Raw genomic sequence first — 24,386 nt, 5'->3', positions numbered from 1 at the left:
GTCAGTGGTCGCCGGCGTCGCTGAGGAGGCGGCGGGCCTGGCGGACGACGGCCTCGTCGACGAAGCGGCCGTCGGCGAGGGCGACCGCGCCCCGGCCGGCGGCGGAGACGACCTCCAGGGCGGCCGCGATCTCCTGCCCGGTCGGGCGGTAGGCCGCCGCGATCACCGGAAGCTGGACGGGATGGATCGCCGCCCGGCCGCGAAAACCCATCGCCCGGCCCGCGGCGCAGGACGCGGCCAGGCCGTCGAGGTCGCGGACGTTCGGATACACGGACTGCGCCGGGGCCGGCAGCCCCGCCGCCCGGGCCGCGACCACGATGCGGGACCGCGCCCAGGCCAGCCCCGCCTCGTCGGTCACGCCGAGGTCGGCGCGCAGGTCGGCCTCGCCCAGGCCGATCCCGGCGACGGCCGGTGAGGCGGCGGCGATCTCGAAGGCGCGCTCCAGCCCGAGGGCCGACTCGATGGCCGGGCGCAGCGGCACGCCCGGCACCATGTCGGCGATCCAGCGGACCTCGTCGGCCGACTCCACCTTGGGGATGCGCAGGCCGCCGCTGCCGTGCAGCAGCGTTCCGAGCGCGTGCAGGTCCGCCTGGCCGTACGGCGTGCGGACGTCGTTGACGCGGATCTCCACACGCGGGCGCGGCGTGGCCAGCAGGGCGACGGCCCCGGCCCTGGCGACGCCCTTGTTCTCCGGGGCGACCGCGTCCTCCAGGTCGACGACGACCATGTCGGCCTCGCCGCCGAGGGCCTTGGCGATCCGGTCCGGGCGGTCGGCGGGCACGTACAACCACGTCAGGGGGCCGGCGGAAAGCCCGTGTGACATGTCACACCACTCCTTTGTCCCGCAGGGACTGGATCTCCGCATCGGTCAGGCCGAGGCCCTGCAGGATCTCGTCGGTGTCGGCGCCGTGCGGACGGCCGGTCCACCGGATGCGCCCCGGAGTCTCCGACAGCCGGAACATCACGTTCTGCATCCGCAGCGGGCCCAGCTCGGGATCGTCCACGGTGGTCACGGCGTCCAGCGCACGCAGCTGCGGGTCGGCCAGCACGTCGCGCACGTCGTAGATCGGCGCCACGGCGGCCTCCGCCTCCTCGAACGCCCGCAGCACCTCCTCCCGGGTCCGCTCGCCGACCCATGCCGCCACGGCCGCGTCGAGTTCGTCGGCGTGCGCCACCCGGCCCGCACCGGTCGCGAACCACGGCTCGTCCACCAGGTCGGGCCGCCCGACCAGGCGCATCACCCGTTCGGCGATGCTCTGCGCCGAGGTGGAGACCGCGACCCAGGAGCCGTCGCGGCACCGGTAGGTGTTGCGCGGCGCGTTGTTGACCGACCGGTTGCCCGTACGCGGGGGCACGACGCCGAGCCGGTCGTAGACGGCCGGCTGGGCGCCGAGCACGGTCAGGATCGGCTCGATGATCGACAGGTCGACGACCTGCCCGCGTCCCGACCGCAGGGCCGTCATCACGGCGAACGCCGTGGCCAGCGCGCAGATGCCGTCGGCGAGCCCGAACGGCGGAAGCGTGGGCGGCCCGCCGGGCTCGCCCGTCATCGCGGCGAACCCGCTCATCGCCTCGGCGAGGGTGCCGAAGCCGGGCCGCCTGGCGTACGGGCCGAACTGGCCGAACCCGGTGATCCGGGCGAGCACCAGGCCGGGGTTGACCTCGCTGAGCCGGTCCCAGGACAGGTTCCAGCGCTCCAGGGTGCCGGGGCGGAAGTTCTCGATGAGCACGTCGGCGTCCTCCACGAGCCGGACCATCAGGTCCTGCCCCTCGGTGGTGGACAGGTCGAGCGTCATCGTGCGCTTGTTGCGGCCGAGCATCTTCCACCACAGCCCCTCGGGGCCGTGCCCCCGGGACGGATCGGGCCTGCGCGGGTGCTCCACCTTGACGACGTCCGCGCCGTAGTCTCCGAGCAGCATCGCCGCTGTCGGCCCGGCGAACAACGTGGCCGCGTCGATGACGCGTACGCCGCTGAGCGGCCCGTTCACAACTCCTCCAGAAGACGGTCGATCTCGTGGCGGTGCGGCATCGAGGTGCTGGCGCCCTCCCGCCGCACCGACAGCGCCGCCGCGGCGGAGGCGAAGCGCAGCGCCCGCGCCGGAGCTGCCCCCTCGGTCCTGGCCACGGCCAGCGCCCCCGCGAAGGTGTCCCCCGCCGCCGTGGTGTCGACCGCCCGCACCGGTACGGCGGCCTCGTGCAGGCGGGTGCCGTCGCGGGAGCCGTACAGGGCGCCCCCGGCCCCCAGGGTGACGACGGCCTCGGGGACGAGGCCGAGCAGCGCCTCCAGCGCGTCGCGGGGATCGTCGCGGCCGGTGATGGCCGCCGCCTCGTGCTCGTTGGGCACGATGAGGTCGACGGCCTCCAGCAGTTCGGCGGGCAGCGGCACCACCGGGGCCGGCGTCAGGATCACCTCGGCCCGGGACGCCGTGGCACGGGGAACGTGGGCGGCGGCGACCACGGCGTCCATCGGCAGCTCCAGTTGCAGCAGCAGCGCGTCGGACCGGGCGATGGTGTGCGCGTCCTGCCCTGCCGGACCGGTGACGGCGCCGTTCGCGCCCGGCACCACGATGATCGAGTTGTCGCCGCCGTCCTGCACCACGATGTGGGCCACTCCCGAGGGGCCGGGCACGACCCGCAGCCCCGCCACCTCGACGCCCGCCTCGGCGAGCGCGGCGCGCAGGCCCGGCCCGAACGCGTCGTCTCCCACCGCCCCGAGGAAGGCCACCTCGGCCCCCGCCCGGGACGCGGCGATCGCCTGGTTGGCCCCCTTGCCGCCGGGGATCGCGCGGAAAGCGTGGCCCGTGACGGTCTCCCCCGGCTTCGGGGCCTGGGCGACGTACGCCACCAGGTCCATGTTGGCACTGCCGAACACCGAGATCACGTGTTGTTCTCCTCTGTGAGCGCGAGCGTGCGGGCGGCGAGCGCTCCGAAGGAGACGCCGTCGAAGCCGGGCAGGCTGCTGGCCAGCCGGTCCCCGGTGGTCCACCGCTCGGGGACGCCGCCCGCCAGCGCCCCGGCGATCGACCCGGCCGTGGCGGCGGCCGAGTCGGTGTCCCAGCCTCCCGCCACCGCGGCGCCGACCGTCGCGGCGAAATCCCCGGCGCCGTGGACGAGGGCCGCCGCCAGCAGCGCCGCGTTGTTGACCGTGTGCACCCAGTGGAGGCGCCCGTGCCGCGCGTACAGCCGGTCCGCCACCCGCTCGAAGTCCGGCTCCGCCGCGGCGTCCGCGACCGCTTCCCGCACGGCTTCGGCCAGGCGCGAGCCGGGCGGCACGACCGACAGCCCGGCCTCGATCACCTCGTCCACGCCGTCGGCCACGAGCGCCTGCGCGCACATGGCGGCGGCGAACATCGCGCCGTAGATGCCGTTGGCCGTATGGCTGAGCCGGGCGTCCCGCCACGCCCATGCCGCGGCCGTCGCCGGGTCGCCCGGATTGGCCCAGCCGTACACGTCGGACCTGATCAGCGCGCCGATCCACTCGCGGAACGGGTTCCGGTGAAGGGCGGTCGCCGGGGGTTCCAGCCCCGTGAGCAGGTTGCGGTAGGCCGCGCGCTCGGCGGTGAAGACCCGCCCGGCGGGCAGCATGTCGAGCCAGGTCCGGGCCACGTCCTCGGTCGTGAAGTCCGGTCCGTGCCGTTCGAGCACGGTCAGCGCGAGCAGCGCGTAGTTGAGGTCGTCGTCCTCGGGCACGCCGTCGATGTTCTCGGCGAGGCTGGTGGCCGCGCTGCGGCGGTTCCACGGCCAGCGCTCGGCGATCTCCGGCGGCAGCCCCTTCGCGGTGAACCAGCCGCGGATCGGCCAGTTGCCGGTCGCCTCGGCGATGGCTCTGATCCCCTCGCGGGGGATCTTCTCCACCGGCTTGCCGAGGAGGCATCCGGCGGCCCTCCCCCACCAGGCGGCCAGGACCCGCCCGGGCTCGGGCCGGACGGCGGCGCGCCGGCCGGGCCAGTCCGGGCAGGACGCGACGATCTCCTCCAGCGAGGAGGGCTCGGGCAGCGGCGAGGGGATCGCCGCCAGCTCGTCGAGCAGTTCCCCGGCCAGCGCGCGCAGCTCTCCGGGGGCGGGCTCCGCGGAGGCGCCCGCCCGGGGCGGCGCGTCGTGTCCCCCGGCGGCGTGCCAGCGTGCGGCGACGGCCGCCACCTCCGGAAGCCTCCCCCTGCCGTCCTCGGCCGCCTGCCGCAGCTCGTGCCCGACGAGATCCTCCGGCTGCACCCACGTCAGCCGGATCACCGCCCTCTCACCGTGCCTCTCCTCCGCTCCGCCCGGCCGTCGTCATGGGGCGTTCCCTTCGCCGCGGGGCGCGAGCAGGGCGTCGAAGGCGGCCTCGTGGGCGCGGCGGCGCTCCCGGTCGGCTTGGTGCACCCGCCGCGCCACAGCCGCGAGCGCCAGCCCCGGCCCGACCAGGTCCGTACGGCTGGCCGTCGCCACCTGCTCCAGCCAGTCCGCCGGGACGGCGGCCCGCCCGCCGAGCGCCCCGGCGACGGCGCCGCCCATCGAGGCGATCGAGTCGGCGTCGCGCCCGTAGTTGACGCCGCCGAGCACGGTCTCGCGGTAGTCGCCCTTGGCCATCACCAGGAACGCGAGCGCGAGCGGCAGCTCCTCGATGCTGTGCAGCCGACTCGGCCGCCGCGCTCCGAGACCCTGGTCACGGTAGGTGTCGGCCACCGTGTCGTACGGCCGGACCGCCGCCCGCAGGGCCTCGAACGAGCCGTCCCAGTGGCCGAGGCCCCGGGCGGCCGAGCAGACCGCGTCGATGGCGGCCCTGGTGCCGTCGCGGGCGAGCCGCAGGCAGGCGGCGACGACCGAGTCGGGTGTCGCCCCGGGCCGCATCGCCTCGGCGACCGCCGCCGCGAGCACCCCCGCCGCCTCCCGGCCGTAGCTCGACTGGTGCGCCCCGGCGAGGTCGATCGCCTCGGCGTACGCGCCGTCGGGGTCGCCGGCGTTGACGACACCGACCGGGGCCATGTACATCGCGGCGCCGCAGTTGACGATGTTGCCGACGCCCGCCTCGCGAGGGTCGGCATGGCCGTAGTGCAGCCGCAGCACGAGCCACTTCTCGGCGAGGAACACCCGATGGAGCGGCAGCGCCTCGGCCTCGAGCTCGGGAATCCACCGCTTCTCCCCCATCATCTCGGGGACCAGGTGCTCGGCCGCGGCGTAGGCGTCGAGGTGGCCGCCGACCCGCTCGTACACCCGGATGAGGGCGTGCGTCATCAACGTGTCGTCGGTGACGTGACCGTCCCCCTTGTGGTACGGCGCGATCGGGCGGGCGTTGCGCCAGTCGTCATTGAAGGGGGGAACGACGCCGCGGACGCGGCCCCCGTAGCGTTCCTGGATCTGCTCGGCGGTCCATCCCTCGGTGGCCCCGCCGAGCGCGTCGCCCACCGCGGCGCCCGCCACACACCCGACCGCCCTGTCGGCCAGCACGTCGGCCGGCACGTCGGCCCGCGGGTCCTCCTGCGGCGTCATCCAGTTCTCCCCCTTGTCCCTATGCGTGCGCATGCGTCCGAATGCGTGGTGCGGCGGGCGTCACACGAGCCGCCCGGCGATGTCCAGCAGGTCGGTCCCCGCGAGTTCGGGCAGGCAGCACCCGGCCAGCGTGCGGACCCGCTCACGCCATGCGGCGGGCAGCGCGTCGTGCCCCGCGGCGCAGCCGAGCAGCGCGCCCGTGAGCGCGGGCGCGGAGTCGGCGACCGGCGCGAGGCAGGCCGCCGCCGACACGCCAGCGCCGAACGCCTCCGATGCCTGCCCGGAGGAGGAGACGGCGGCGTCCGCGAGGGCCAGCGCGATCGGCACCGTCTGCGCGGCGGCGACGCCGTAGCTGTAGACGTGGTCGAGCACGGCGGCGTCCAGGGCCGGGACGGCGGCGAAGGGCGAGCCCGCCGCCCGCGCCGCCCGCAGTGCCGCCCGCGCCGCGTGCCCGATGGCCGTGTCGTCCGGCAGCGCGCCGAGCGCGGCCTCGACCGCCTCGGCCATCGGTGCGCCGTCCGTCAGCGCCGCCACCGCCCGGGCCGTCGCGACCGCCCCGAGCACGCCGTCCTCCGCGTTGGTGACGCACGCGTCCTCCAGCGGGTCCAGCCCGGCCGCGCCGAAGGCGACGGCGCGCACGGCCGCGGCGTCGTCGAAGTGGTGGGGGTTGTCGTGCCCGCTGGCGGGCGGGCGTTTGCCCGCCGCCAGGTTGTCGATCGCCGCCCACACCGAGATGCGCGCGCGGACGTCCCCACGGCCCGCGAGGCGGCCGAACGCCTCCGCCCGGTCCTCCCGGATGGTCAGGGCCGTCCACGCCAGCCACTCGGCGTCGTCGGACGGGCCGAACGCCAGGGGCGCCACCTGCTGGTTCAGCGCGAACGGCACCGGCAGCGTGGTGACCTGGTGCTCCTCGGCGAACATGTCCAGTTCGCGGCGCAACCGCCTGCTCCAGCCGGCCAGGAGCGTGGACCGGTGCCGGGCCGCGGGCCACCCGGCCGCGTCGCCCGCGGCGAGGCCGGCGAATGCCCCCCGCACCCGGTCGAGCCCGGCCCGGCCGTCCCGCACGTCCTGCACGTCCTGCACGTCCCGACTGTTCCCCGAGGGCATATCGGTCCTACAGTCCTTTCACGAGTTCGTCGGCCACGTCGCGGATGTCGCGTCCGGCGACCACGGGCAGGCAGCGCCCGGCCACCGGGCCGATCCGCGCGGCCCAGCGCGCCGGCACCGCCGCCTCGCCGCGGCCCGCCCCCGCGAGGGCCCCGGCGACGGCGGCGGTGGTGTCGGCGTCCCTGCCGAGGTTGGCCGCGGTGACGACCGACGCCTCGACCTCCCCGCCGCCCGCCACGTAGGCGGCGAACGCGAGGGCGACCGCCTCGGGCGCCAGGTCCGTCCACGGGTAGTGCTTGACCACGACCGTGTCGTGTAGCGCACGTCCCAGGAGCGGACGGGGTGTGCGGGCGGCGACGTCGAGCGCGGCGCGGAGGTTGCGCGCCGTCCACGAGTCCTCCGGCACCGCCCGCAGAGCCGCCTCGGCCACCTCGCCGGGCGGGGCGCCGGTCATCGCGACCGCGACCGCCGCGGCCACCGCCCGGCCGCCGGATATCCCCTCGCCGGTGTGGCTCACGTGCCCGTCGATCTCCGCCAGCCGCGCCGCCTCGTCCGGGTCGCCCGCCGCGAAGATCCCGTACGGCGCGGCCCGCATGGCCAGTCCGTCGGACCAGCCGTGGGCGTGCCACCGGCCGGTGAGCGGCGGCTCCAGGCCGCGGCGCAGGGCCTCGACGGTGCCGAGTTCGGAGAACCCGGCGCCGCGCATCGGCCCGTCGAGCCGCGCCACGATCTCCTCACGCCAGGCCCGCGCCACGTCCCCGGACGTGAGCGCGTGACCGTGGCGCAGGAGCAGTGTGGCGGCGAAGATCGTGTACTCGGTGTCGTCGGTGCCGCCGCCCTCGATCTCGGTCAGCACACCCCACCGGGCGGCGATCTCCTCCGGATTGAGGTTCTCCGCGGGGGCGCCGAGGGCGTCGCCCGCGGCGAGGCCGAGCAGGCAGCCCCGGGCGCGGTCGCGGACGGTGATCAACGGGTGTATCGCTCCAGCACCTTGTTCCCCTCCTCGACGAGGCGCGTGGCCAGTTCGTCCAGGCTGATCTTGTCGGCGAAGTACTCCTGCATCGCCGGCGTGGCCACCTTGCTCTTCCACTCGTCGTACCCGTTCACCTTGAGGAACGGCGCGACGACGAGGTCTTTCGCCGAGGCGGTGGCGACGTCCCAGCCGTTGTCCTCCGTCGTGAGCGCGGGATCCTTCGCGGCGGTCGTGCTGGTGGGCAGCAGCCAGTCACCCTTGGCCAGTTTCGCCTGGTTCGGTCCGTTGAGGAAGAACGCGATGAACTTCAGCGCCTCGTCGGGGTGCTCGCTGTCGGCCGCGACCGACAGCGTCTGGGACACGGCGCCCTGCTGGGAGGTGACTCCCTTCAGCGGCGGCAGCGTGACCCACTCGAACCCGCTCGGCGCCTGCTCGGCGACCTGCTGGCGCAGGTACACCCCGGCGGGGAGGATCGCGAACTTGCCGGCGAAGAAGCCGGGCAGCGGGTCGGCGGTGCCCATGCCGAGCGCGGACGGGTCGGCCGACTTGTCCGTGTAGAGCTGGTCGTGGACGCGCTGGAGCACCTCTCGCTCCTGCGGCCCGACCTTCACCGTGGTCTTGCCGTCCTGGGTGGCGAAGAAGGTGCCGCCGAAGTTGAGCGCCAGGTTCAGCATCTTGTTGACCGGCGACTTCATCGGCCAGGCCACGCCGTACGCGCCCTTCTTGGTGAGCTTCTTGGCCACGTCGGCGAACTCGTCCCACGTCCACGGGGCGCCGGGGGTGGGCACGCGCACGCCGGCGCCGTCGAGCAGCTTCTTGTTGGCGATGAGCACCTGCGACTCCTGCAGGAACGGCACGCCGTAGACGCCCTCGCCGCTCCCGCCGCCGGAGAAGGTGACCGTGTCCCACGCGGTCTGCGGGATGTCGCTCTTCAGCTCGGCGGGGACCTTGCTGGTGAGGTCTAGCAGGAAGCCCCGCGAGGCGAAGCTCGACAGCGCCGGGGAGTCGTCGTGGATCACGTCGGGCGGGTCACCGGCCTCGAACGACGTCACGAGCTGGTCGTTGACGTTGTCCCAGCTCCCCTGGACGTACTCGACCTGGATCTTCGGGTTGGCCGTGTTCCATTCGGCGACGATCTGCTTGTTGGCCTCGATCGACTCCTTCTGCCAGGCCAGGCTGAGGAAACGCAGCTTCACCGGCTGCCCGTTCTGTCCGGACGCGGCGTCGCCTCCGCCGCTCCCGCATCCGGCGGCGAGCGCGACCGCCGCCACGGCCAGCGCCGTGCTCAGGCGCCTCATGCCACCTCCTCGCCTTCCGCTCGGAGCCGCCTTCGCGGTTCGCTCGCTCACTGTGACCCTCCTATCAGGTGTCGCCATGCGGGTCAGCCCTTGACGGCGCCGGCCATCAGGCCGGACCGCAGGCGCCGCTGAATGATCGCGAAGAAGACGAGGCTCGGCACCGTCGCGAGCAGCGACGCCGCCGCCAGCGGCCCGAGCCGGGCGACCCCCTCCGGGCCGACGAAGCGCACCAGTGTCAGCGGAAGGGTCTCCACCTCGGGATCCTTGAGGATCACGAGGGCGAACAGGAACTCGTTCCAGGACGAGATGAAGCCGAACAGCAGCGTCGCGACCACGCCGGGCGCGAGCAGCGGGGCGACGACGGCGGCCAGCGCGCGCAGCCGCCCCGCGCCGTCCACGGCCGCGGCCTCCTCCAGCTCGCGCGGCACCGCGCGCACGTATCCCCGCAGCATCCACAGCGCGAACGGCATGACGAACGTGACGTGCACGATCGTGAGCCCGGCGAGGGTGTTCACCAGTTCCAGCCGCCGCAGCACCATGAACAGCGGGATGACGACCAGGACGACCGGGAAGACCTGGCTGACCAGCACCCAGCCGATCGCGACCCGGCCGGCCGCGCCGCGGAAGCGGGCCAGCGCGTACGCCGCGGGCAGCGCGAGCGCCACCGTGATCAGGGCGGTGGCGATCGCGACGACGAGGCTGCGCAGCCCCGCGCCGACCAGGTCCTGCTCGCCGAAGGCGTCGGCGAAGTTGGCCAGGGTCGGCCGGCGCGGGATCCACGTGGGGTCGAGGGCGGCCATCTCCTGCGGCGTCTTCAGCGCCGTGGACAGCAGCCACAGCAGCGGGAACGCCAGGAACACGACGTATCCCAGCAGCGCGAGGTGTTTCAGCGCGCGGGTCATGTCGATCCGCGTGTCAGTGCGCGTGTGCCGGTCCGCATGTCGGTGCGCATCTCAGGCCGCCTCCCGCGCCTGCCGCCACAGGTACAGGCCCAGCACGGCCAGCACGACGATCGTGATCGCCACGCCGAGCGTCGCCGCGTAGCCGAAGAAGCCGTACCTGAACGCCTCCTCGTACGCGAACAGCATGGGCAGCCTCGTCCGCCCGCCAGGCCCGCCCTGGGTGAGCACGTAGACCAGGCTGAACTGGTTGATGTTCCACACGAAGTCGAGCGAGGTGATGGCCACGATCACGGGCCGCAGCTGCGGCAGCGTGACGTTCCAGAACCGCCGCCACGCGCCCGCGCCGTCCACGCTGACCGCCTCGTAGAGCTCCCTCGGCACGTTCTGCAGGCCGGCGAGCAGCACGACCGTGGTCTGCGGCATGCCGGTCCAGACCCCCACGACGACGATCGCGGGCAGCGCGAGGGAGAAGTCGTGCAGCCAGTCGACGCGCGTGCCGAACAGGCCGTTGAGCAGGCCCGCGTCCGGGTGGTAGACCAGCCGCCACATCAGGCCGATCACCACCGGCGGCATGGCCCACGGCACGACCGCCAGCACCCGGGCGACGCCGCGCAGGCGCAGGTCCTCGTGCAGCAGCAGCGCGAGCCCAAGCGAGGCGAGGAACTGCAGCACGGTCATCGACAGGCCCCAGACCAGGCCGATGCGGAACGACTCCCAGAAGTCGCCGTCCGCCAGCAGCTCGGCGAAGTTCTCCAGGCCCACGAACGCGGTCTCGGTGTTGCGGCCGGACCGCGCGTCGGTGAAGGCCAGCAGGATGCCGTAGACCAGTGGGCCCACGCTGAACACCAGCACCGGCACGAGCGCGGGCAGCAGCAGCGCGAGCGCGCCCCCGGACCGCCGGCCTGTCTGCGAACCGCCCCGGCGGCCACCGTACGGCCGTGCGTCGAGTGCGGTCACCGGCCGCCGCCGGAAGAACCGGAAACACCGGGACGACCGGAAACACCGGAAGCGCCGGGAAGAGCGGTCGAACCGCGGATGGTGAGGCTCGGCCGCACGACCACCACCCGCGGCTCGCGCGGGCCGTTCTGCAACCGGTCGAGCAGCAGCCCGGCCGCCGCCCGGCCGCGCTCGGCCGAGCCGAGCGAGACGCTGGTCAGCGTCGGCAAGGTCACCGAGGCGAGTTCGGTGTCGTCCATGCCGACCACCGCGACGTCGCCGGGTACGTCCCTGCCCTGCTCGCGCAGCACGTCGAGCGCGCCGAGCGCGATGAGGTCGTTGGCGCACATCAGCGCGTCAACGCCGGGCACACGCGACAGCAGCGTCCGCGCGGCGCGCGCGCCGCTGTCGCGGTAGAAGTCGCCCACCTCGACCAGGTCCTCGTCGTACGGCAGGCCCAGCGCCTCCAGGGCCTCCCGGTACGCGACGGCGCGGGCGGCGCCGGGAACGGTGTCGAGCGGGCCGTTGAGGAAGCCGATGCGCCGCCTGCCGACGGCGTGCAGGTGGTCGAGCGCGAGCCGGACGCCGGTCGCGGAGTCGGTCCGCACGTTGTCCACCAGCGCCCCCTCCGGCATGCCCTCCGGCAACGCGCCGATGACGACGACGGGGGCACGCGCGGCGACGATGGCCTCGACGTGCTCCTCGGTGACACCCCGCAGCGGGCTGATGATGAGGCCGTCCACATAGCGCTCGCGCAACCCGCGCAGCACGCCGAGCTCGTCCTCGGCGTCGCCGTCGGTGGAATGGATGAGGAGCCGGTAGCCGGCCTCCTTCAGCACCGGCTGGATCTCGCGCACCATGGCCACGTAGACCGGGTTGCCGATGTCGGCCATCGCGAAGGCGATCTGGTCGGTGCGGCGGTTGCGGAGCGAGCGGGCGACCGAGTTGGGCACGTAGCCGAGCTCGTCGGCCGCGCGCATGACGCGCCGCACGGTGTCCTCGCGCGTCGGCAGCCCGTTGAGCACCCGTGACACCGAGGCGATCGACACACCGGCGCGTTGCGCGATCGTGGTGATCGTGGGACCGTCGGTCAACGGCACCTCACTTGGGGGAGAGTGTCGCGTAATCGTTTACCGGTCAGTAACGTGAGCCGCCTGTAAACGTTTACGGCTGGATGTGTCCATATCAAACCCGCCCGCACGGGGAGCGTCAAGTAACGAACACGTAAACCGCCTAGATCACCAAGCCGCAACAAGCCGCGCGTTGGTTCCGCTCTTCGACCAGATTCGCCCTAGAATCCGCCGATGTGAACGAAGGTCACGAGGACCCGCCGAAGCTCCCCATCAGGGAGCGCTCCTCTCGGCTTGGAGGCGGGCGCCACCGACGGCCCCTTCCGGCCGAGCTGCCGCCCGACGCGCCCGCCCTGGTCCTGGCGGTGCCGGGCAGAGCCGGAGACCCGGTGGGTCCGAGCGACGACGTGGCCATGGAGGTCGCCTCCATCGTCAGGATCGACAACCCGCAGATCGACCTTCGCATCGTCTCGCTGGCCGACGGCGGCGCCGACCTCACCAAGGAGTTCGCCTCCATCGCCGCGCAGCGGCCCACGGACGGTCCGGCCGCGGTGGTCGTCCCGCTCGTCACCGGGCCGCATCCGCGCGTGCTGCGGGCCGTACGGGACGCCGCGACGCAGAGCGAGGCCGCGGTGAAGATCACCGAGCCGCTCGGCCCGCACCCGCTGCTGGCCGAGGCCCTGCACGTGCGCCTGTCCGAGGCGGGCCTGGCCCGCGCCGACCGGATGCGCCTGTTCAACGTCTCGTCCCCGGTCGACGGGATCATCGTGGCGACCGCCGGGGGCGACGAGGCCGCCCGCGGCGCCGACGCGACGGCCGTCCTGCTGGCCGCCCGCCTGACGCTTCCCGTCGTCCCCGCCGCGCTGGACGGCCAGCCGAGCGTGCGCGACGCCGCCGAGCGCCTGCGCAACATCGGTGCCAACCGGCTGGCCATGGTGCCGTACGTCATCGGCCCCGAGGCCGACCGCGAGCGGATCACGACCGCCGCCGAGTCGATCGGCGCCGGGTGCGCGGATCCTCTCGGCGCGCACGAGTCCGTGGCCCGCATGGTGTGCGTGCGGTACGGCGCCGCGTTCGGCGGCTTCGACGGGTTCGACGACCTGTCCGACTGACGCCGGTCACCCCGCGCCGGCGGACGGCTCGGCGCGGGTCGCGCGGTCGAACAGCTCCACCAGTTCGTCCGCGCAGACGTCGGGGTCGAGGCCGTCGACGACCCGCTCCGCCATCGTGTCGATGGCGGAGCGCAGGGTCGCCCCCATCACCGTGCAGTCGAAGGTCCGGAAGGCCCCCGTGCGCTGGCCCTCCGCGAGGAGGGCCACCAGCCTGGCGATCGCGGCGTCCCGATCCCTGCCTCCCACGGGGGCCTTGTTGAAGGCGATCTGCTGCACCGCGCGCACGTGCCCGGGGTGACGGGCGACGAAGGCGATGTTCGACCTGATGAACGCCTCCATCTGGGCGCGGGCTCCGTGCGCGGCCAGCAGCGCCGGGCGCATGAAGGCCGCGGCGTCGGCGACGACCTTCTGCACGACCGCCTCGAACAGCCGTTCCTTGCTGGCGAAGTGGTAGGTGATGAGTCTCTTGCTGCTGAGCCCGGCATGCTCGCAGATGGCCTCGAACGTGGTCTCCGCGTAGCCGCGCTCGGCGAGCACGGCGATCGCGGCCGAGGTGATCTGAGTTTTACGCGCCTCGGTGGCCGCTTGACGAGTTCCAGAGCCGCTCATGTCACCCCAGCTTGCCACCCTTGGGGTACGCCTCACGCACGGCACGGCGGTTGACGATCAGCGCGACGGCGGCGACGAGGACGCCGATCACCGCCTGCTCCGCCTTCATCCACATCGGATAGCCGCTGTCGGGCGCGAGCAGGATGAGCACGATGCCGAGGGGCGCGGCGATGCTGACGAAGCGGATGCGTATGTACGCGGATCTCCTGCCCCGCGCGGCCTGCCCGGTCAGGGCGATGAGCCAGACGGACGTCGCGGCCACGGCCGCACCGCGCAGCCACACCACCCAGTTGCCGCCGATGACGGCGGCAACGCCGAGCGCCGCGATCGAGATGACGAGGACGGCCACGAAGAGCGCCCGCACGGAAGACCACACCGAGTTTTTATCCATGCGGATAAAGTAATCCGCGTGGATAAGAACTGGCAAGCCCGAAGCATGCTCCAAGCCCCAGCGGAAGAAGTACGGAATCAGCGGTCAGCGCCGCACGAAAAGGCTGACCTGGGCGCCGGCCTCCCGGAACCCGAGCACCTGGGCGACTCGTCGCGACGGCTCCTGACGCGCTCTCCACTGCGGCAGCAGCCCGTCGGCGAGCGCGTCGGCCACCGCCGCCGCCGGCGTCGAGGTACGCGAGCGTCGCCGGGCCCAGCACCTCACGGACGGAAAGCCGGGCGGGCAGCAGGGCGGGAAGCAGGGAAAGGTCCATACGACCGGCGAGCACGGCGTCGCGCAACGGCTCGGCCAGACCGGCGTCGGGCACGGTGACCAGGGCGGCGCCGTCCAGCGTCACGACGCCCGTCCACCCCGGCGGGCATGTCCACGACTCCGGTGAGACCACCACGGTCACGCTCCCTGGCCCGGGAAACGTGACAGGGACACGGGTCAGCCCCGCCCACAGCCGGCGGGCCCGATCCGGCGAGTTCCGCGACACCCGCTTATGATCCGCGCCGCACCGCCCCGGCGGAAGCACGATCGGCGCGGCCGAGGTCAGGGCAGGCGCGGCGGCAGCCGCGGAACAAGCACAGGCGCGGCGGCAGCCGCGGAACAAGCACGGGCGCGGCGGCCGCGGAACAAACAGGACCGGCGGCAGCCGCGAATCAAGCAGGGCGCGGCGTTGGCCGCGCATGAGGTCGGCGGGCCCCGAAGCTAAGGAAGAGGGCGGCGGCCGGGGAAGCCGAGGTCGCTGCGGTGATACCAGCCCAGGGCGGTCTCCCCCTCCAGCCAGCACAGCCGTACGGACACGCCGCCGAGCACGGCGGGGAAGTCGACGAGCAGCGGGGCCACGCCCTTGACCTCGATGTCCTCGGCGTCGAACCAGCTCAGGATCTCGTCCATCCGCGCCTCCAGGCCCTTGGCCTCCGGCAGGCCGCCGAGGGGTGAGGCGCCCGCCTGCCGCAGGTCGTGGGTCAGCTCGGCCAGGTCGGCGCGTACGGCGACGAACGCGCGGGCGTGCTCGAGCACCGCCGGCATCAGCGACCTGGCCTCGTCGACCGTGAAGATCCTCGCCACCCTCCGGACGCTACCGCATCGGCCCGCGCGAGGCTCACAGGCGGCGGCGCAGCAGGCAGAACTCGTTGCCCTCCGGGTCGGCCAGCACGTGCCAGTCCTCCTCACCGGTCTGGCCCACGTCGGCCGGCACGGCGCCGAGCTTCAGCAGGCGCTCCAGCTCGGCCTCCTGATCGCGGTCGGTGGGGTTGACGTCGATGTGCAGGCGCAGCTTGTCCCGCTTGGGCTCGGGCACCGACTGGAAGATGAGCGTCGGCTGGAGACCGCCGAAACCGATGCCCGGCGGGCCGATCTCCACCCAGTCGTCCTTGCGCTCGATCACCTCGAAACCCAGCACCTCGCACCAGAAGGCGGCGAGCCGCTCGGGATCGTGGCAGTCGACGACGAGTTCACTGATACGACAGGCCATGACCGCGCCTTTACCCGCCGACGGGGTCGCCATGCAGCGGGCAGTGGGCGACCTCCGGATGGACCGCCAGCCATTCGATCCGCTGCCTGCTCTCGTCGTCCATGGGCGTGTAGACGACGACGCGGGTCTCCGGCGGCGCCGCCAGCGCCATGCTGGTGGACGTCAGGCGGATCAGGCCCACCGACGAGTGCTTGAACAGCTTCATCCGGACGCCCGGCCTGGCCACCTCGTGCATCGCCCACATCCGGGCGAACTCCGGGCTCGCCGCCGACAGCCGGGTGACGAAGCCCGTCCACGCCGGCTCTCCCACGTGCCTGCCGAAGGCCGCCCGCAGCGTCGCGACCATCTGCGGGAGTTCCTCGTCCTTGTTCACCAGCGGGCAGCAGCAGTCCGGCATGGTGAACACCCGCCACAGGACGTTGCGCTCGAGCCGTGGCCGGTCGACCACGGACGCGAAGATCGTGCCGTACGCGGCGTTCCAGGCGAGCAGGTCGTAACGCCCGCTGTAGACGCACGCGGGCAGCGGGCCGAGCTGGCGCAGGATCGTGTGCACCTCGGCGTCGAGACCCTCTTCGTCGCCCGCCGGATCGGCGATCTCCGGCAGGTCCGCCAGCCGGTAGAGGTGCTCCCGCTCGGCCGCGTCCAGCCGGAGCGTGCGGGCGATGGCGTCGAGCACCTGCACCGAGGCGTTGATGGGGCGGCCCTGTTCCAGCCAGGTGTACCAGGTCACGCCCACGCCCGCGAGCTGGGCGACCTCCTCCCGCCGCAGGCCCGGCGTACGGCGGCGCAGGCCGGGCGGCAGCCCGACGTCCTCGGGCCTGATCCGCTCGCGTCTGCTGCGCAGGAAGGCCGCGAGCTCCTCACGCCTGGTCTGCCTGGTGCGAATCCCCGTCGTCACCTTTCCATCTTGGCGAGCGCGCGAGCGCGTTGCCAGGTGGTGTCGGTACCAGTATCGGCAGGCTCTCGTTACCGGTATCGCGACAGCCGCATCGTAGCCGCCATGACCACTGTCACCACCCGCGCGCCGGCCGCGCGGCGAACCTCGCCGGCCCTGCTGCTCACCGTCATCCTGGCGGGGCAGTTCATGGCCATCCTCGACGCCACCATCGTCAACGTCGCCGCGCCCACGATGCGCACCGACCTCGGCGCCACCGGTTCGGGGCTGCAACTCGTCATCTCCGGCTACACCGTGGCGTACGCGATGCTGCTGATCACCGGGGCACGCCTTGGAGGGCTGCTCGGCTACCGGCGGCTGTTCCTCACCGGGCTCGCGGTGTTCACGGCCGCGTCGCTGATGTGCGGGCTCGCGCCGTCGATCGGCGTGCTGATCGCCTTCCGGCTGCTGCAGGGCGCGGGAGCCGCCCTGATGGTGCCCCAAGTGCTCAGCCTGATCCAGGTCACCTTCGACGGGGCCTCGCGGGGGCGGGCGCTCGGCGTCTACGCCACGGTCATCTCGGCGGGCGCGGTCGTCGGGCAGGTGCTCGGCGGGCTGCTCGTGACCGCCGACCTGTTCGGCACGGCCTGGCGGCCGGTGTTCCTGGTCAACGTGCCGATCGGGCTCGCGCTGCTGGCCGTCGGCGCCCGGACGCTGCCCGCCGTGCACGTGCGGCGTGAGCAGGGGCTCGACGTGCCCGGCCTGGTCACCCTGTCGCTGGCCGTCTGCCTGCTGGTCGTGCCGCTCGTGCTCGGGCACGAGGAGGACTGGCCGCTGTGGGGGTGGATCGCGATGGGAGCGTCGGTTCTCGCGTTCTGCGCGTTCCTGCTGGTGGAACGGCGGGCCGCGCATCCGCTCGTCCCCGGCCGCCTGCTGCGCGCCCCCGGAGTGGCCGTCGCCGGGTCCGGCATCTTCCTCGTCATGGCGGCGTACGGCGGCTGGCTGTTCGCCATGGCCCTCCACCTGCAGGGCGGCCTCGGCGACAGCGCGTTGCGGGCGGGCTGCCTGTTCATCCCCGCGGCCGCGGCCTTCGGGCTCACCAGCCTCAACTGGAAGCGGCTGCCCGCGCGGCTGCACCGGCCGACGATCGTCGCGTCCGCCGTCGTCACCGCCGCCGGTGAGCTGGCCCTGGCGGCGGCGCTGGCCGGCGGCGGCCACGGCGAGCCGCTGCTGGAGATCAGCTTCGCGGCCATCGGAGCCGGCATGGCGGGCACGTTCAGCCCGCTCATGGCGGTGGCGCTGGCCCGGGTCGCGCCCGCCGACGCGGCGGACGCCAGCGGCCTGCTGGCGATGATGCTCCAGCTCGGCCAGGTCGTCGGGGTGGCCGTCTTCGGCACGCTGTTCCTCAGCCTCACCCCGTCCGCGCACGCCGCCACGGTGACGTCGCTGTCGCTGGCCGCGGTCTCGCTGGCCGCCGGCGGGTGCGCACTGCCACTCCTGCGCACCCGCCGGGTCAGCCGTTGAGCGTTCGGTGGGCGCTCAGATGAGGCCGAGGGCGAGCATGGCGTCCGCCACCCGCCTGAAGCCGTCGATGTTGGCGCCGGCCACATAGTCGCCCGGCATGCCGTACGCGTCGGCCGTCTCCAGGCAGCGGGCGTGGATGTCGCTCATGATCTCCTGGAGCTTCCGCTCCGAGAACTCGAACGACCACGAGTCGCGGCTGGCGTTCTGCTGCATCTCCAGGGCGCTGGTGGCCACGCCACCCGCGTTCGCGGCCTTGCCGGGGCCGAAGGCCACCCCGGCCTCCCGGAACACCCGGATGCCCTCGGGCATGGTCGGCATGTTGGCGCCCTCGCCGACCGCGATGCAGCCGCCACGCACGAGCGCCTCGGCGTCCTTGCCGGTGATCTCGTTCTGCGTGGCCGACGGGAGCGCCACCTCGCAGGGCACCTCCCACACGCTTCGCCCGGCCACGTACTTCGCCTCGGCGCCGCGGCGGTCGGCGTAGTCGCTGAGGCGGCGCCGCTCGACCTCCTTGACCTGCTTGAGGAGGTCGAGGTCGATGCCCTTCTCGTCCACCACGTAGCCCGAGGAGTCGGAGCAGGCCACGACGACGCCGCCCATCTCGCGTACCTTCTCGATGGCGTAGATGGCCACGTTGCCGGAGCCGGAGACGACCACACGCTTGCCGTCGAACGACGTGCCCCGCGCCTTGAGCATCTCCTCGACGAAGAACGCGCAGCCGTAGCCGGTGGCCTCGGTGCGCACCTGGGCGCCGCCGTAGGTGAGGCCCTTGCCGGTGATGACGCCGGACTCGTACCGGTTGGTGATGCGCTTGTACTGGCCGAACAGGTAGCCGATCTCCCGGCCCCCGACGCCGATGTCCCCCGCGGGCACGTCGGTGTGCTCGCCGATGTGCCGGTACAGCTCGGTCATGAAGCTCTGGCAGAAGCGCATGATCTCCCGGTCGGAACGGCCCTTCGGGTCGAAGTCCGCGCCGCCCTTGCCCGCGCCGATCGGCAGGCCGGTCAGGCTGTTCTTGAAGATCTGCTCCACGGCCAGGAACTTGATGATGCCGAGGTAGACCGAGGGGTGGAAGCGCAGCCCGCCCTTGTACGGCCCGAGCGCGCTGTTGAACTCGACTCGGAAGCCGCGGTTGATGTGCACCTCGCCCCGGTCGTCCTCCCAGGGCACACGGAAGATGATCTGCCGTTCCGGCTCGAAGATCCGCTCGATGATCTTCTGCTCCGCGTACTCGGGGTGCTTGCCCAGGACCGGGCCGATGCTCTCCAGCACCTCGCGTACGGCCTGGTGGAACTCGGTCTCGCCCGCGTTGCGGCGCAGGACGTTGTCGTAGACCGCCTCGAGCCTCTCGTGCAGCATCAACTCTCCTTGCTGTCCGTTTTCTCCCTATCTCACAGTAGAGGCATCCTGGTTGTGAGCAACGCGGTCTCAAGATCCGGGACGAACGAGGGCCCGCCAAACGTCGATCACGAGCACGGGGCGCATGCCGACCGACCGGTACAGGCCGAGCGCCGGAGTCGTGTTGTTGCTGTCCACGTGCAGGATCGTGCCCACCCGCCCGCGCCGCTCGTCGGCCTCGAAGGCCCGTGTGAGCAGCAGCCGGCCGAGGCCGCGCCCCCGGAAGGCGGGCCGCACCGCCAGCGTGCGGACGTAGCCGCAGTTCTCGTCCGGCACGAAATGGTCGGTGCCCAGCAGCATGGCCGCGGGCTCGCCGTGGACGCGGGCCAGCAGCAGTTGCGTCCAGTCGTTCGCGCTGGACGCCTCCATCTCCTCGGCCCACTCCTCGAACGTCTTCGGCACGAATCCGAAGTGCTCGGCGAAACCCTCCTGCTGGACGGCGTGCGCCGCGCGCAGCACCTCCTTCCCGTCGGGCGAGCCCGCCTCGACCGTGACCCCGGGCAGGAAGACCGGCCGTACGCCGGCGTGGTCGGCCCGCATGCGGTGGAAGCTGGTGGCGGGAGCGAAGCCGCGCTCCTTGGCGGCCTCACGCATCGCGGTGTCCTGCTCGTAGACGCTGACGTCGACGATGGCGTGGTCGTGCCCGGCCTCGCGTGCGAGCTCGCCGGCCCGGCCGAGCACGAGGTCCCACAGCAGGGCGGCCGCGCCGGGCTCCCGCGCCTGCACGTCGGCGTCCACGTTGTCGCTGACGCCCTTGCGCCTGGCATGGCCCCAGCCCAGAAGCCGCCCGCCCGCGTGGACCACCCAGCTGTCGTGCTCCAGGTCCAGCTCGCCGAGGGTGTCGGCGATGTCGGCGAGCGTCCAGTCGGGTTTGCCGGTCACTTCGATGTCGTGCTCGGTGACCAGTTCGTGGATGGCCACCGCGTCGGCGGGAGTCGGCCGCCGGAGGTCGTAGTCGTTCATGTCACTGTTTGTAGGCATCGGGACTTGTGGGCGGCTTGCCAAGGAGTTGGCGGCGTCTGTGCGAGCCGGCCAGGCCGATCCGGAGTGGTCACGCCGCGAGCGGCCGACGGCGGCGGGTTCGGACAGGACCCGGGTTCGCAGGTGCGCTCGGGCCGGTCGCCGCCGTCGGCGACCGCTGACCGGCGGCCCACGCGCCTGGCGCCGGGTTGTGAAAGTTTCCCGCGCACGGGCGCGGGCGGCGGCGTACGCGCAGGTCGGCGAGCGCGTGCCCGCCCGGCGATTGCCGCGGGGGCGGCTCGCGCTTTCGATGGTGACGAGCCGGTAGCCCCCCGTCCCGCCCCGGGAGCGCGTGATGCCCAAGCGACTGTCCGCAGCACTTTCGACCATCGTCTGCGCCGTGATCGCCGCCACGGCGCTCGTCGTCACCCGGCCCGCCGCCGCGGGCGCGGTGACGGGCGGGTTCGACTTCGCCCATGTGCAGGTCGTCGCGTCGGGGTTGCAGGTGCCCTGGGGCATGGCGTTCCTCCCCGACGGCAGCGCCCTCGTCTCCGAACGCGACACCGCGGCCATCGTGCGGGTGCGTCCCGGCTCTTCGCCCGTACAGGTGGCCAAGGTCCCGAACGTCTATCCCTCGGGTGAGGGAGGCCTGCTCGGCATCGCGCTCTCCCCCACGTTCGCGCAGGACCAGTGGGTCTACGCGTACATCGGCTCCGCCTCCGACAACCGGGTGGTCCGGTTCCGGCTCAGCGCTCCGCAGACCCAGCAGGTCATCCTCGCCGGCATCCCCCGGGGCCAGCTCCGCAACGGCGGGCGCATCGCGTTCGGCCCCGACGGCATGCTGTACGTGTCCACGGGCGACACCGGCTACCCCGGGTACGCCCAGAGCACGAACCTCGCCGGCAAGATCCTGCGCATCACGAGCAACGGCACGGTCCCTTCGGACAACCCGTTCTCCGGCTCGCCGGTCTACAGCTACGGCCACAGCAACGTTCAGGGGCTCGCCTGGGACGAGGCCGGCCGGCTGTACGCCACGGAGTTCGGCCAGAACACCACGGACGAGATCAACTACATCCGGCCCGGCGGCAACTACGGCTGGCCCGTCTGCGAGGGCATGTGCAACAGCCAGAGCGCCACGAACCCCCTGGTGACCTGGGACGACGACGAGGCGTCGCCCAGCGGCCTGGCGTACGCCAACAGCACGCTCTTCGCCGCGGCCCTCGGCGGTAAGCGTCTGTGGACGGTGCCGGTCAGCGGCGGCAACAGGGCTGGCGCTCCGGTGGCCGAGCTGCAGGGGATGTTGGGCCGGCTGCGCACCGTGGCGGTCGGCCCTGACGGCTGGCTCTGGGTGGCGACGAGCAACCGCGACGGCAGAGGGGCCGCCAAGCCCCAGGACGACATGGTCGTCCGGATCCCGCCCGCCGGCACGTGGCCGTCATCAGGCTCGTCGCCCTCGCCGTCGGCCGGTCCCTCGCTCTCGCCGTCGCCCTCGTCGCCGGGCGGCTCCTCGCCGTGCCCCTCCCCTGCGTCCAGCCCGTCGCCGTCGCCGTCGCCCAGCCCGTCACCGTCTCCCAGCCCGTCGGCGTCCGCCGACCCCTCCTCCTCACCCAGTCCTTCACCATCACCCAGTCCCTCGCCGTCCCCCAGCCCGTCGGCGTCCCCCAGCCCCTCGCCCTCCCCCAGCGCCTCGCCGTGCCCCTCGCCAACGCCCAGTCCGTCACCGTCACCCAGCCCCTCACCATCACCCAGTCCCTCGCCGTCCCCCAGCCCGTCGGCGTCTCCCAGCCCCTCGCCGTCCCCCAGCCCGTCCTTCGTGGTCACCCGCTCCTGTGAAGCGACGATCAAGCTCCACCTCACATGGGCGGTACCCGCTTGGGGCGATCTGACGGTGCGCAACACGGGAACGGTGCCCATCAACTCGTGGACCGTGACCTTCAAGGTCCCCAACGGCCTGCAATACGTACAGTGGAACGGCAACAACCCGCCGGGATCCACAGTGACCATCACGCAGAACGTCGTGATGCCGCCGGGCAGTTCGGTGACGCTGAAATTCGCGATCGGCTGGAACGGCGGTCCCGTCGAGGACCCGTCGCCCGTCACCTGCACAGCCCGATGACGCCTCGGTCACGGCATCAGGCCCTTCCGGCTCGACGAGGAGGGACTGATGCCGTGACACCTACGGTGCGCTCCGTCGCCGGGTATCGGCCGAGGGGGACGCGCTGAAACCGCAGGCGTCGCGGGCGGCCGGTCCTGATCGCGCGGCCGGTACGACGGGGAAACCGAGTAGGAGAAGGTGAACCGACGCTCCCACCTCAACGTGACTCGCGCGGACATGGTGCTCCCGGGCCTCGGCCTGGCGACTCCATGGGGAATCATCACCATAAATGCATAAATGTCCAAAAAGTGAGCTTTAGTCAATGGATGCGTTGACTCGTGGTTGATTAAAGCTGAAACACATGGTTCGAGAGTGACTGTCTGTTCTTAGTCGTGGACATGGTGCTACGGTATGTGCCTGTTCACGCTCTGCTGTGAAGCGGCACCGCATGGCCGTCCCGTCTCACAGGGAGAACAGCAGGTTCGACGCGGCCTTGTCATGCTGTGCCGCCACCCCGAGGACGCCGATGTCAGTAGATGTACCCCACCGGGCACGGAGAAGGTTTTCACCGAGAGAACTGGTGGTCCTCGCCTTTCTCGGCACCATGATCATAGCGGCCTGCGCGTGGTTGTGGACGATGTCCGCCGCCCCTTATGAGGCCAGAGAGCTGATGGCGCTCGTCGGCGGGGTCTCGGCCGTACTCCTGTCCGGCGCCGTCGCGGCCGTCGTCCACTATTCCGGCACCGGTCGCCGGCTGCGTGAGCAGGCCGAGTGGGCCGCCGCGCGGTTCACCTGGCTGGAGCGGGAAACGCTGCGAATGGCCGAGGAGTCGCTGCCCTCGCTGGGACGTCAGGTGCGGGACGGCGCCTCGGTCGCCGACGCGCTCTCCCGGATACCGCAGCCTCCGGACGGCCCGCTGCGGCACCTGCTCACAGCGGCCGGGCACGAGCTCGAACTGCTCGAACGCGAGCGCGCCGTCGCCCAGGTGTCCCGCGATGCGACCGAGGGCGAGATCTCCCGGCTGATCGACGACACGCTGCCGGAGCTGTTCCGGCGAATCCAGACGGACCGGATGTCGGTGAGCGCCGCACTGGCCGAGATACGCCAGCCGGCGCAGGAGCCGCTACGCGACCTGCTGCGCGAGACGGCGCGGCAGCTCTCCGAGAGCGAGCGCAGGGGCACCGCCGTGATGGCGGCGTGCGCCGGGGCCGCGGCCCGGGTGCAGGCGCAGGCCACCAGCCTGCTCGCCCGGCTGCGCGAACTGGAGGAGCAGTACGGCGAGCATGAGGAGGTATTCGCCGACCTGCTGGACCTGGACCACCGCGTCTCCCAGATGAGCCGGCTGGCGGACAACATCGCGCTGCTGAGCGGCGGCCGTTCCGGGCGGCGGTGGACCCGGCCGATCGTCATGGAGAGCGTCCTGCGCGGCGCGATGGGCCGCATCAGCGCCTACCGGCGCGTCCGGCTGCACTCCACCAGCACCGCCGCCGTCGCGGGGTACGCGGCCGAAGGCGTGATGCACGCGCTGGCCGAATTGATGGACAACGCCGCCACGTTCTCGGCGCACGGCACCGAGGTCCACGTGTACGTGGACGAGGAGGACGCCGGCGTCGTGATCACTGTCGAGGACAGTGGCCTGGGGATGCGCCCGCGCGAGCGGCAGCACGCCACCAGGCTCGTGTCCGAGCCGCTGGACCTGCGGACGCTGTCCGGTACCCGGCTGGGCCTGGCGGTCGTGGGACGCCTGGTCGACAAGTACGGCCTGACGGTCAGCTTCCGGTCGTCCGCCCGGGGTGGCACGGGGGTCGTGATGCTGATCCCGCGCCTGCTGATCACGCAGCCCCTGCCGGCCACCGTGCCGCCCGACGCCGAGACGTCGGTCCGCCGGCCCGTGCAGGCACCGGCCGTACCCGCGCAGGAGGGGCCGGCCGAGGAGCCCGAAGATCTGCTGCCCAGGCGGCGTCGGGGGCAGACGCTGGCCGAGGCGACCAGGGCGCGGCAGGCATCGCCGGCCAAGCCCGCGCGCGAGGGATCCGACTCGGCTGCGAGGTTCGCCGCGTTCCGCCAGGCCGGCGGCCGTGGGCGTACTTCCTCTTCGGCCCCTCCCCCGGCCCCGGGCGACTCTTGACACGCGTCCGCCGACCAC

General features: G+C 72.8%; 23 protein-coding genes. 4 read left to right on the top strand and 19 right to left on the bottom strand.

The features are described 5' to 3' along the window. Position 1: 1 nt before the first annotated feature. The 11 genes from AB0O28_RS14245 to AB0O28_RS14195 form a co-directional block, all read right to left on the bottom strand. The gene (locus AB0O28_RS14245; protein WP_363639973.1) at positions 2–823 is read right to left on the bottom strand and encodes a CoA ester lyase; all 822 of its coding nucleotides are present in this window, start codon (positions 821–823) and stop codon (positions 2–4) included. Position 824: 1 nt separating this feature from the next. Continuing rightward, complete coding sequence (locus tag AB0O28_RS14240) at positions 825–1,988, bottom strand: CoA transferase (RefSeq protein ID WP_363639971.1); 1,164 nt, start codon at positions 1,986–1,988, stop codon at positions 825–827. Then, complete coding sequence (locus AB0O28_RS14235; protein ID WP_363639969.1) at positions 1,985–2,881, bottom strand: ribokinase; 897 nt, start codon at positions 2,879–2,881, stop codon at positions 1,985–1,987. Before AB0O28_RS14235 ends, AB0O28_RS14240 begins: the two co-directional genes overlap by 4 nt. Then, positions 2,878–4,230, bottom strand: a complete 1,353-nt coding sequence (locus AB0O28_RS14230) for an ADP-ribosylglycohydrolase family protein (protein ID WP_363639967.1) — start codon at positions 4,228–4,230, stop codon at positions 2,878–2,880. The genes AB0O28_RS14235 and AB0O28_RS14230 overlap by 4 nt, the downstream gene beginning before the upstream one ends. A gap of 42 nt (positions 4,231–4,272) precedes the next feature. Then, the gene (locus AB0O28_RS14225; RefSeq protein ID WP_363639965.1) at positions 4,273–5,502 is read right to left on the bottom strand and encodes an ADP-ribosylglycohydrolase family protein; all 1,230 of its coding nucleotides are present in this window, start codon (positions 5,500–5,502) and stop codon (positions 4,273–4,275) included. A gap of 27 nt (positions 5,503–5,529) precedes the next feature. Further along, positions 5,530–6,552, bottom strand: coding sequence for an ADP-ribosylglycohydrolase family protein (locus AB0O28_RS14220; protein ID WP_363639963.1), 1,023 nt, complete (start codon positions 6,550–6,552; stop codon positions 5,530–5,532). Positions 6,553–6,583: 31 nt separating this feature from the next. Continuing rightward, a complete protein-coding gene (locus AB0O28_RS14215) occupies positions 6,584–7,546 on the bottom strand; it encodes an ADP-ribosylglycohydrolase family protein (RefSeq protein WP_363639961.1) in 963 nt (320 codons plus the stop codon). Further along, positions 7,543–8,847 carry a sugar ABC transporter substrate-binding protein gene (locus AB0O28_RS14210; protein ID WP_363639958.1) on the bottom strand — a complete coding sequence of 435 codons (1,305 nt, stop codon included), beginning with the start codon at positions 8,845–8,847 and terminating at the stop codon, positions 7,543–7,545. Before AB0O28_RS14210 ends, AB0O28_RS14215 begins: the two co-directional genes overlap by 4 nt. Before the next feature lie 83 nt (positions 8,848–8,930). Then, positions 8,931–9,749 carry a carbohydrate ABC transporter permease gene (locus tag AB0O28_RS14205; RefSeq protein ID WP_363639956.1) on the bottom strand — a complete coding sequence of 273 codons (819 nt, stop codon included), beginning with the start codon at positions 9,747–9,749 and terminating at the stop codon, positions 8,931–8,933. A gap of 51 nt (positions 9,750–9,800) precedes the next feature. Then, entirely contained in the window at positions 9,801–10,706 is a 906-nt protein-coding gene (locus AB0O28_RS14200) for a sugar ABC transporter permease (protein ID WP_363639954.1), read from the bottom strand. Next, the gene (locus tag AB0O28_RS14195) at positions 10,703–11,779 is read right to left on the bottom strand and encodes a LacI family DNA-binding transcriptional regulator (RefSeq protein WP_363639952.1); all 1,077 of its coding nucleotides are present in this window, start codon (positions 11,777–11,779) and stop codon (positions 10,703–10,705) included. The genes AB0O28_RS14200 and AB0O28_RS14195 overlap by 4 nt, the downstream gene beginning before the upstream one ends. A 212-nt stretch (positions 11,780–11,991) precedes the next feature. Between AB0O28_RS14195 and AB0O28_RS14190 the strand changes: the two genes are divergently transcribed. After that, entirely contained in the window at positions 11,992–12,867 is an 876-nt protein-coding gene (locus AB0O28_RS14190) for a hypothetical protein (protein ID WP_363639950.1), read from the top strand. 6 nt (positions 12,868–12,873) lie between these two features. Here AB0O28_RS14190 and AB0O28_RS14185 read toward each other — a convergent pair whose 3' ends face one another. From AB0O28_RS14185 to AB0O28_RS14160, 6 genes are all read right to left on the bottom strand, one after another. Continuing rightward, positions 12,874–13,476 carry a TetR/AcrR family transcriptional regulator gene (locus AB0O28_RS14185; RefSeq protein WP_363639948.1) on the bottom strand — a complete coding sequence of 201 codons (603 nt, stop codon included), beginning with the start codon at positions 13,474–13,476 and terminating at the stop codon, positions 12,874–12,876. A gap of 1 nt (position 13,477) precedes the next feature. Next, on the bottom strand, positions 13,478–13,867 hold the full coding sequence (locus AB0O28_RS14180) for a hypothetical protein (protein WP_363639946.1): 390 nt from the start codon (positions 13,865–13,867) through the stop codon (positions 13,478–13,480). A gap of 84 nt (positions 13,868–13,951) precedes the next feature. Further along, complete coding sequence (locus tag AB0O28_RS14175; protein ID WP_363639944.1) at positions 13,952–14,080, bottom strand: hypothetical protein; 129 nt, start codon at positions 14,078–14,080, stop codon at positions 13,952–13,954. Between the two features lie 540 nt (positions 14,081–14,620). Beyond that, positions 14,621–14,983 (bottom strand): DUF2203 domain-containing protein, encoded by a 363-nt coding sequence (locus AB0O28_RS14170; RefSeq protein ID WP_363639942.1) that lies wholly within the window; start codon positions 14,981–14,983, stop codon positions 14,621–14,623. A gap of 34 nt (positions 14,984–15,017) precedes the next feature. After that, positions 15,018–15,389, bottom strand: a complete 372-nt coding sequence (locus AB0O28_RS14165; RefSeq protein ID WP_363639940.1) for a VOC family protein — start codon at positions 15,387–15,389, stop codon at positions 15,018–15,020. 10 nt (positions 15,390–15,399) lie between these two features. Next, complete coding sequence (locus AB0O28_RS14160) at positions 15,400–16,287, bottom strand: helix-turn-helix transcriptional regulator (protein ID WP_363639938.1); 888 nt, start codon at positions 16,285–16,287, stop codon at positions 15,400–15,402. A 102-nt stretch (positions 16,288–16,389) separates the two neighbouring features. Between AB0O28_RS14160 and AB0O28_RS14155 the strand changes: the two genes are divergently transcribed. Beyond that, complete coding sequence (locus AB0O28_RS14155) at positions 16,390–17,787, top strand: MFS transporter (RefSeq protein ID WP_363639936.1); 1,398 nt, start codon at positions 16,390–16,392, stop codon at positions 17,785–17,787. Positions 17,788–17,802: 15 nt separating this feature from the next. Here the strand turns inward: AB0O28_RS14155 and gdhA are convergent, their stop codons facing one another. Continuing rightward, positions 17,803–19,146: an NADP-specific glutamate dehydrogenase gene (gene gdhA / locus AB0O28_RS14150; RefSeq protein WP_363639934.1), complete on the bottom strand. Its 1,344-nt coding sequence runs from the start codon at positions 19,144–19,146 to the stop codon at positions 17,803–17,805. A gap of 69 nt (positions 19,147–19,215) precedes the next feature. Next, positions 19,216–20,148 (bottom strand): GNAT family N-acetyltransferase, encoded by a 933-nt coding sequence (locus AB0O28_RS14145; protein ID WP_363639932.1) that lies wholly within the window; start codon positions 20,146–20,148, stop codon positions 19,216–19,218. A 352-nt stretch (positions 20,149–20,500) separates the two neighbouring features. Here AB0O28_RS14145 and AB0O28_RS14140 point away from each other — a divergent pair, with 352 nt between their 5' ends. Both AB0O28_RS14140 and AB0O28_RS14135 read left to right on the top strand, forming a co-directional pair. Next, positions 20,501–22,261 carry a PQQ-dependent sugar dehydrogenase gene (locus tag AB0O28_RS14140; RefSeq protein WP_363639930.1) on the top strand — a complete coding sequence of 587 codons (1,761 nt, stop codon included), beginning with the start codon at positions 20,501–20,503 and terminating at the stop codon, positions 22,259–22,261. 583 nt (positions 22,262–22,844) lie between these two features. Beyond that, positions 22,845–24,368, top strand: coding sequence for an ATP-binding protein (locus AB0O28_RS14135; RefSeq protein WP_363639928.1), 1,524 nt, complete (start codon positions 22,845–22,847; stop codon positions 24,366–24,368). Positions 24,369–24,386 lie beyond the last annotated feature (18 nt).

Source organism: Microbispora sp. NPDC088329, assembly GCF_040685655.1.
GTDB lineage: Bacteria > Actinomycetota > Actinomycetes > Streptosporangiales > Streptosporangiaceae > Microbispora.
The sequence above is the reverse complement of the archived record's forward strand: the minus strand, read 5'-3'. Positions and strand labels throughout refer to the sequence as shown.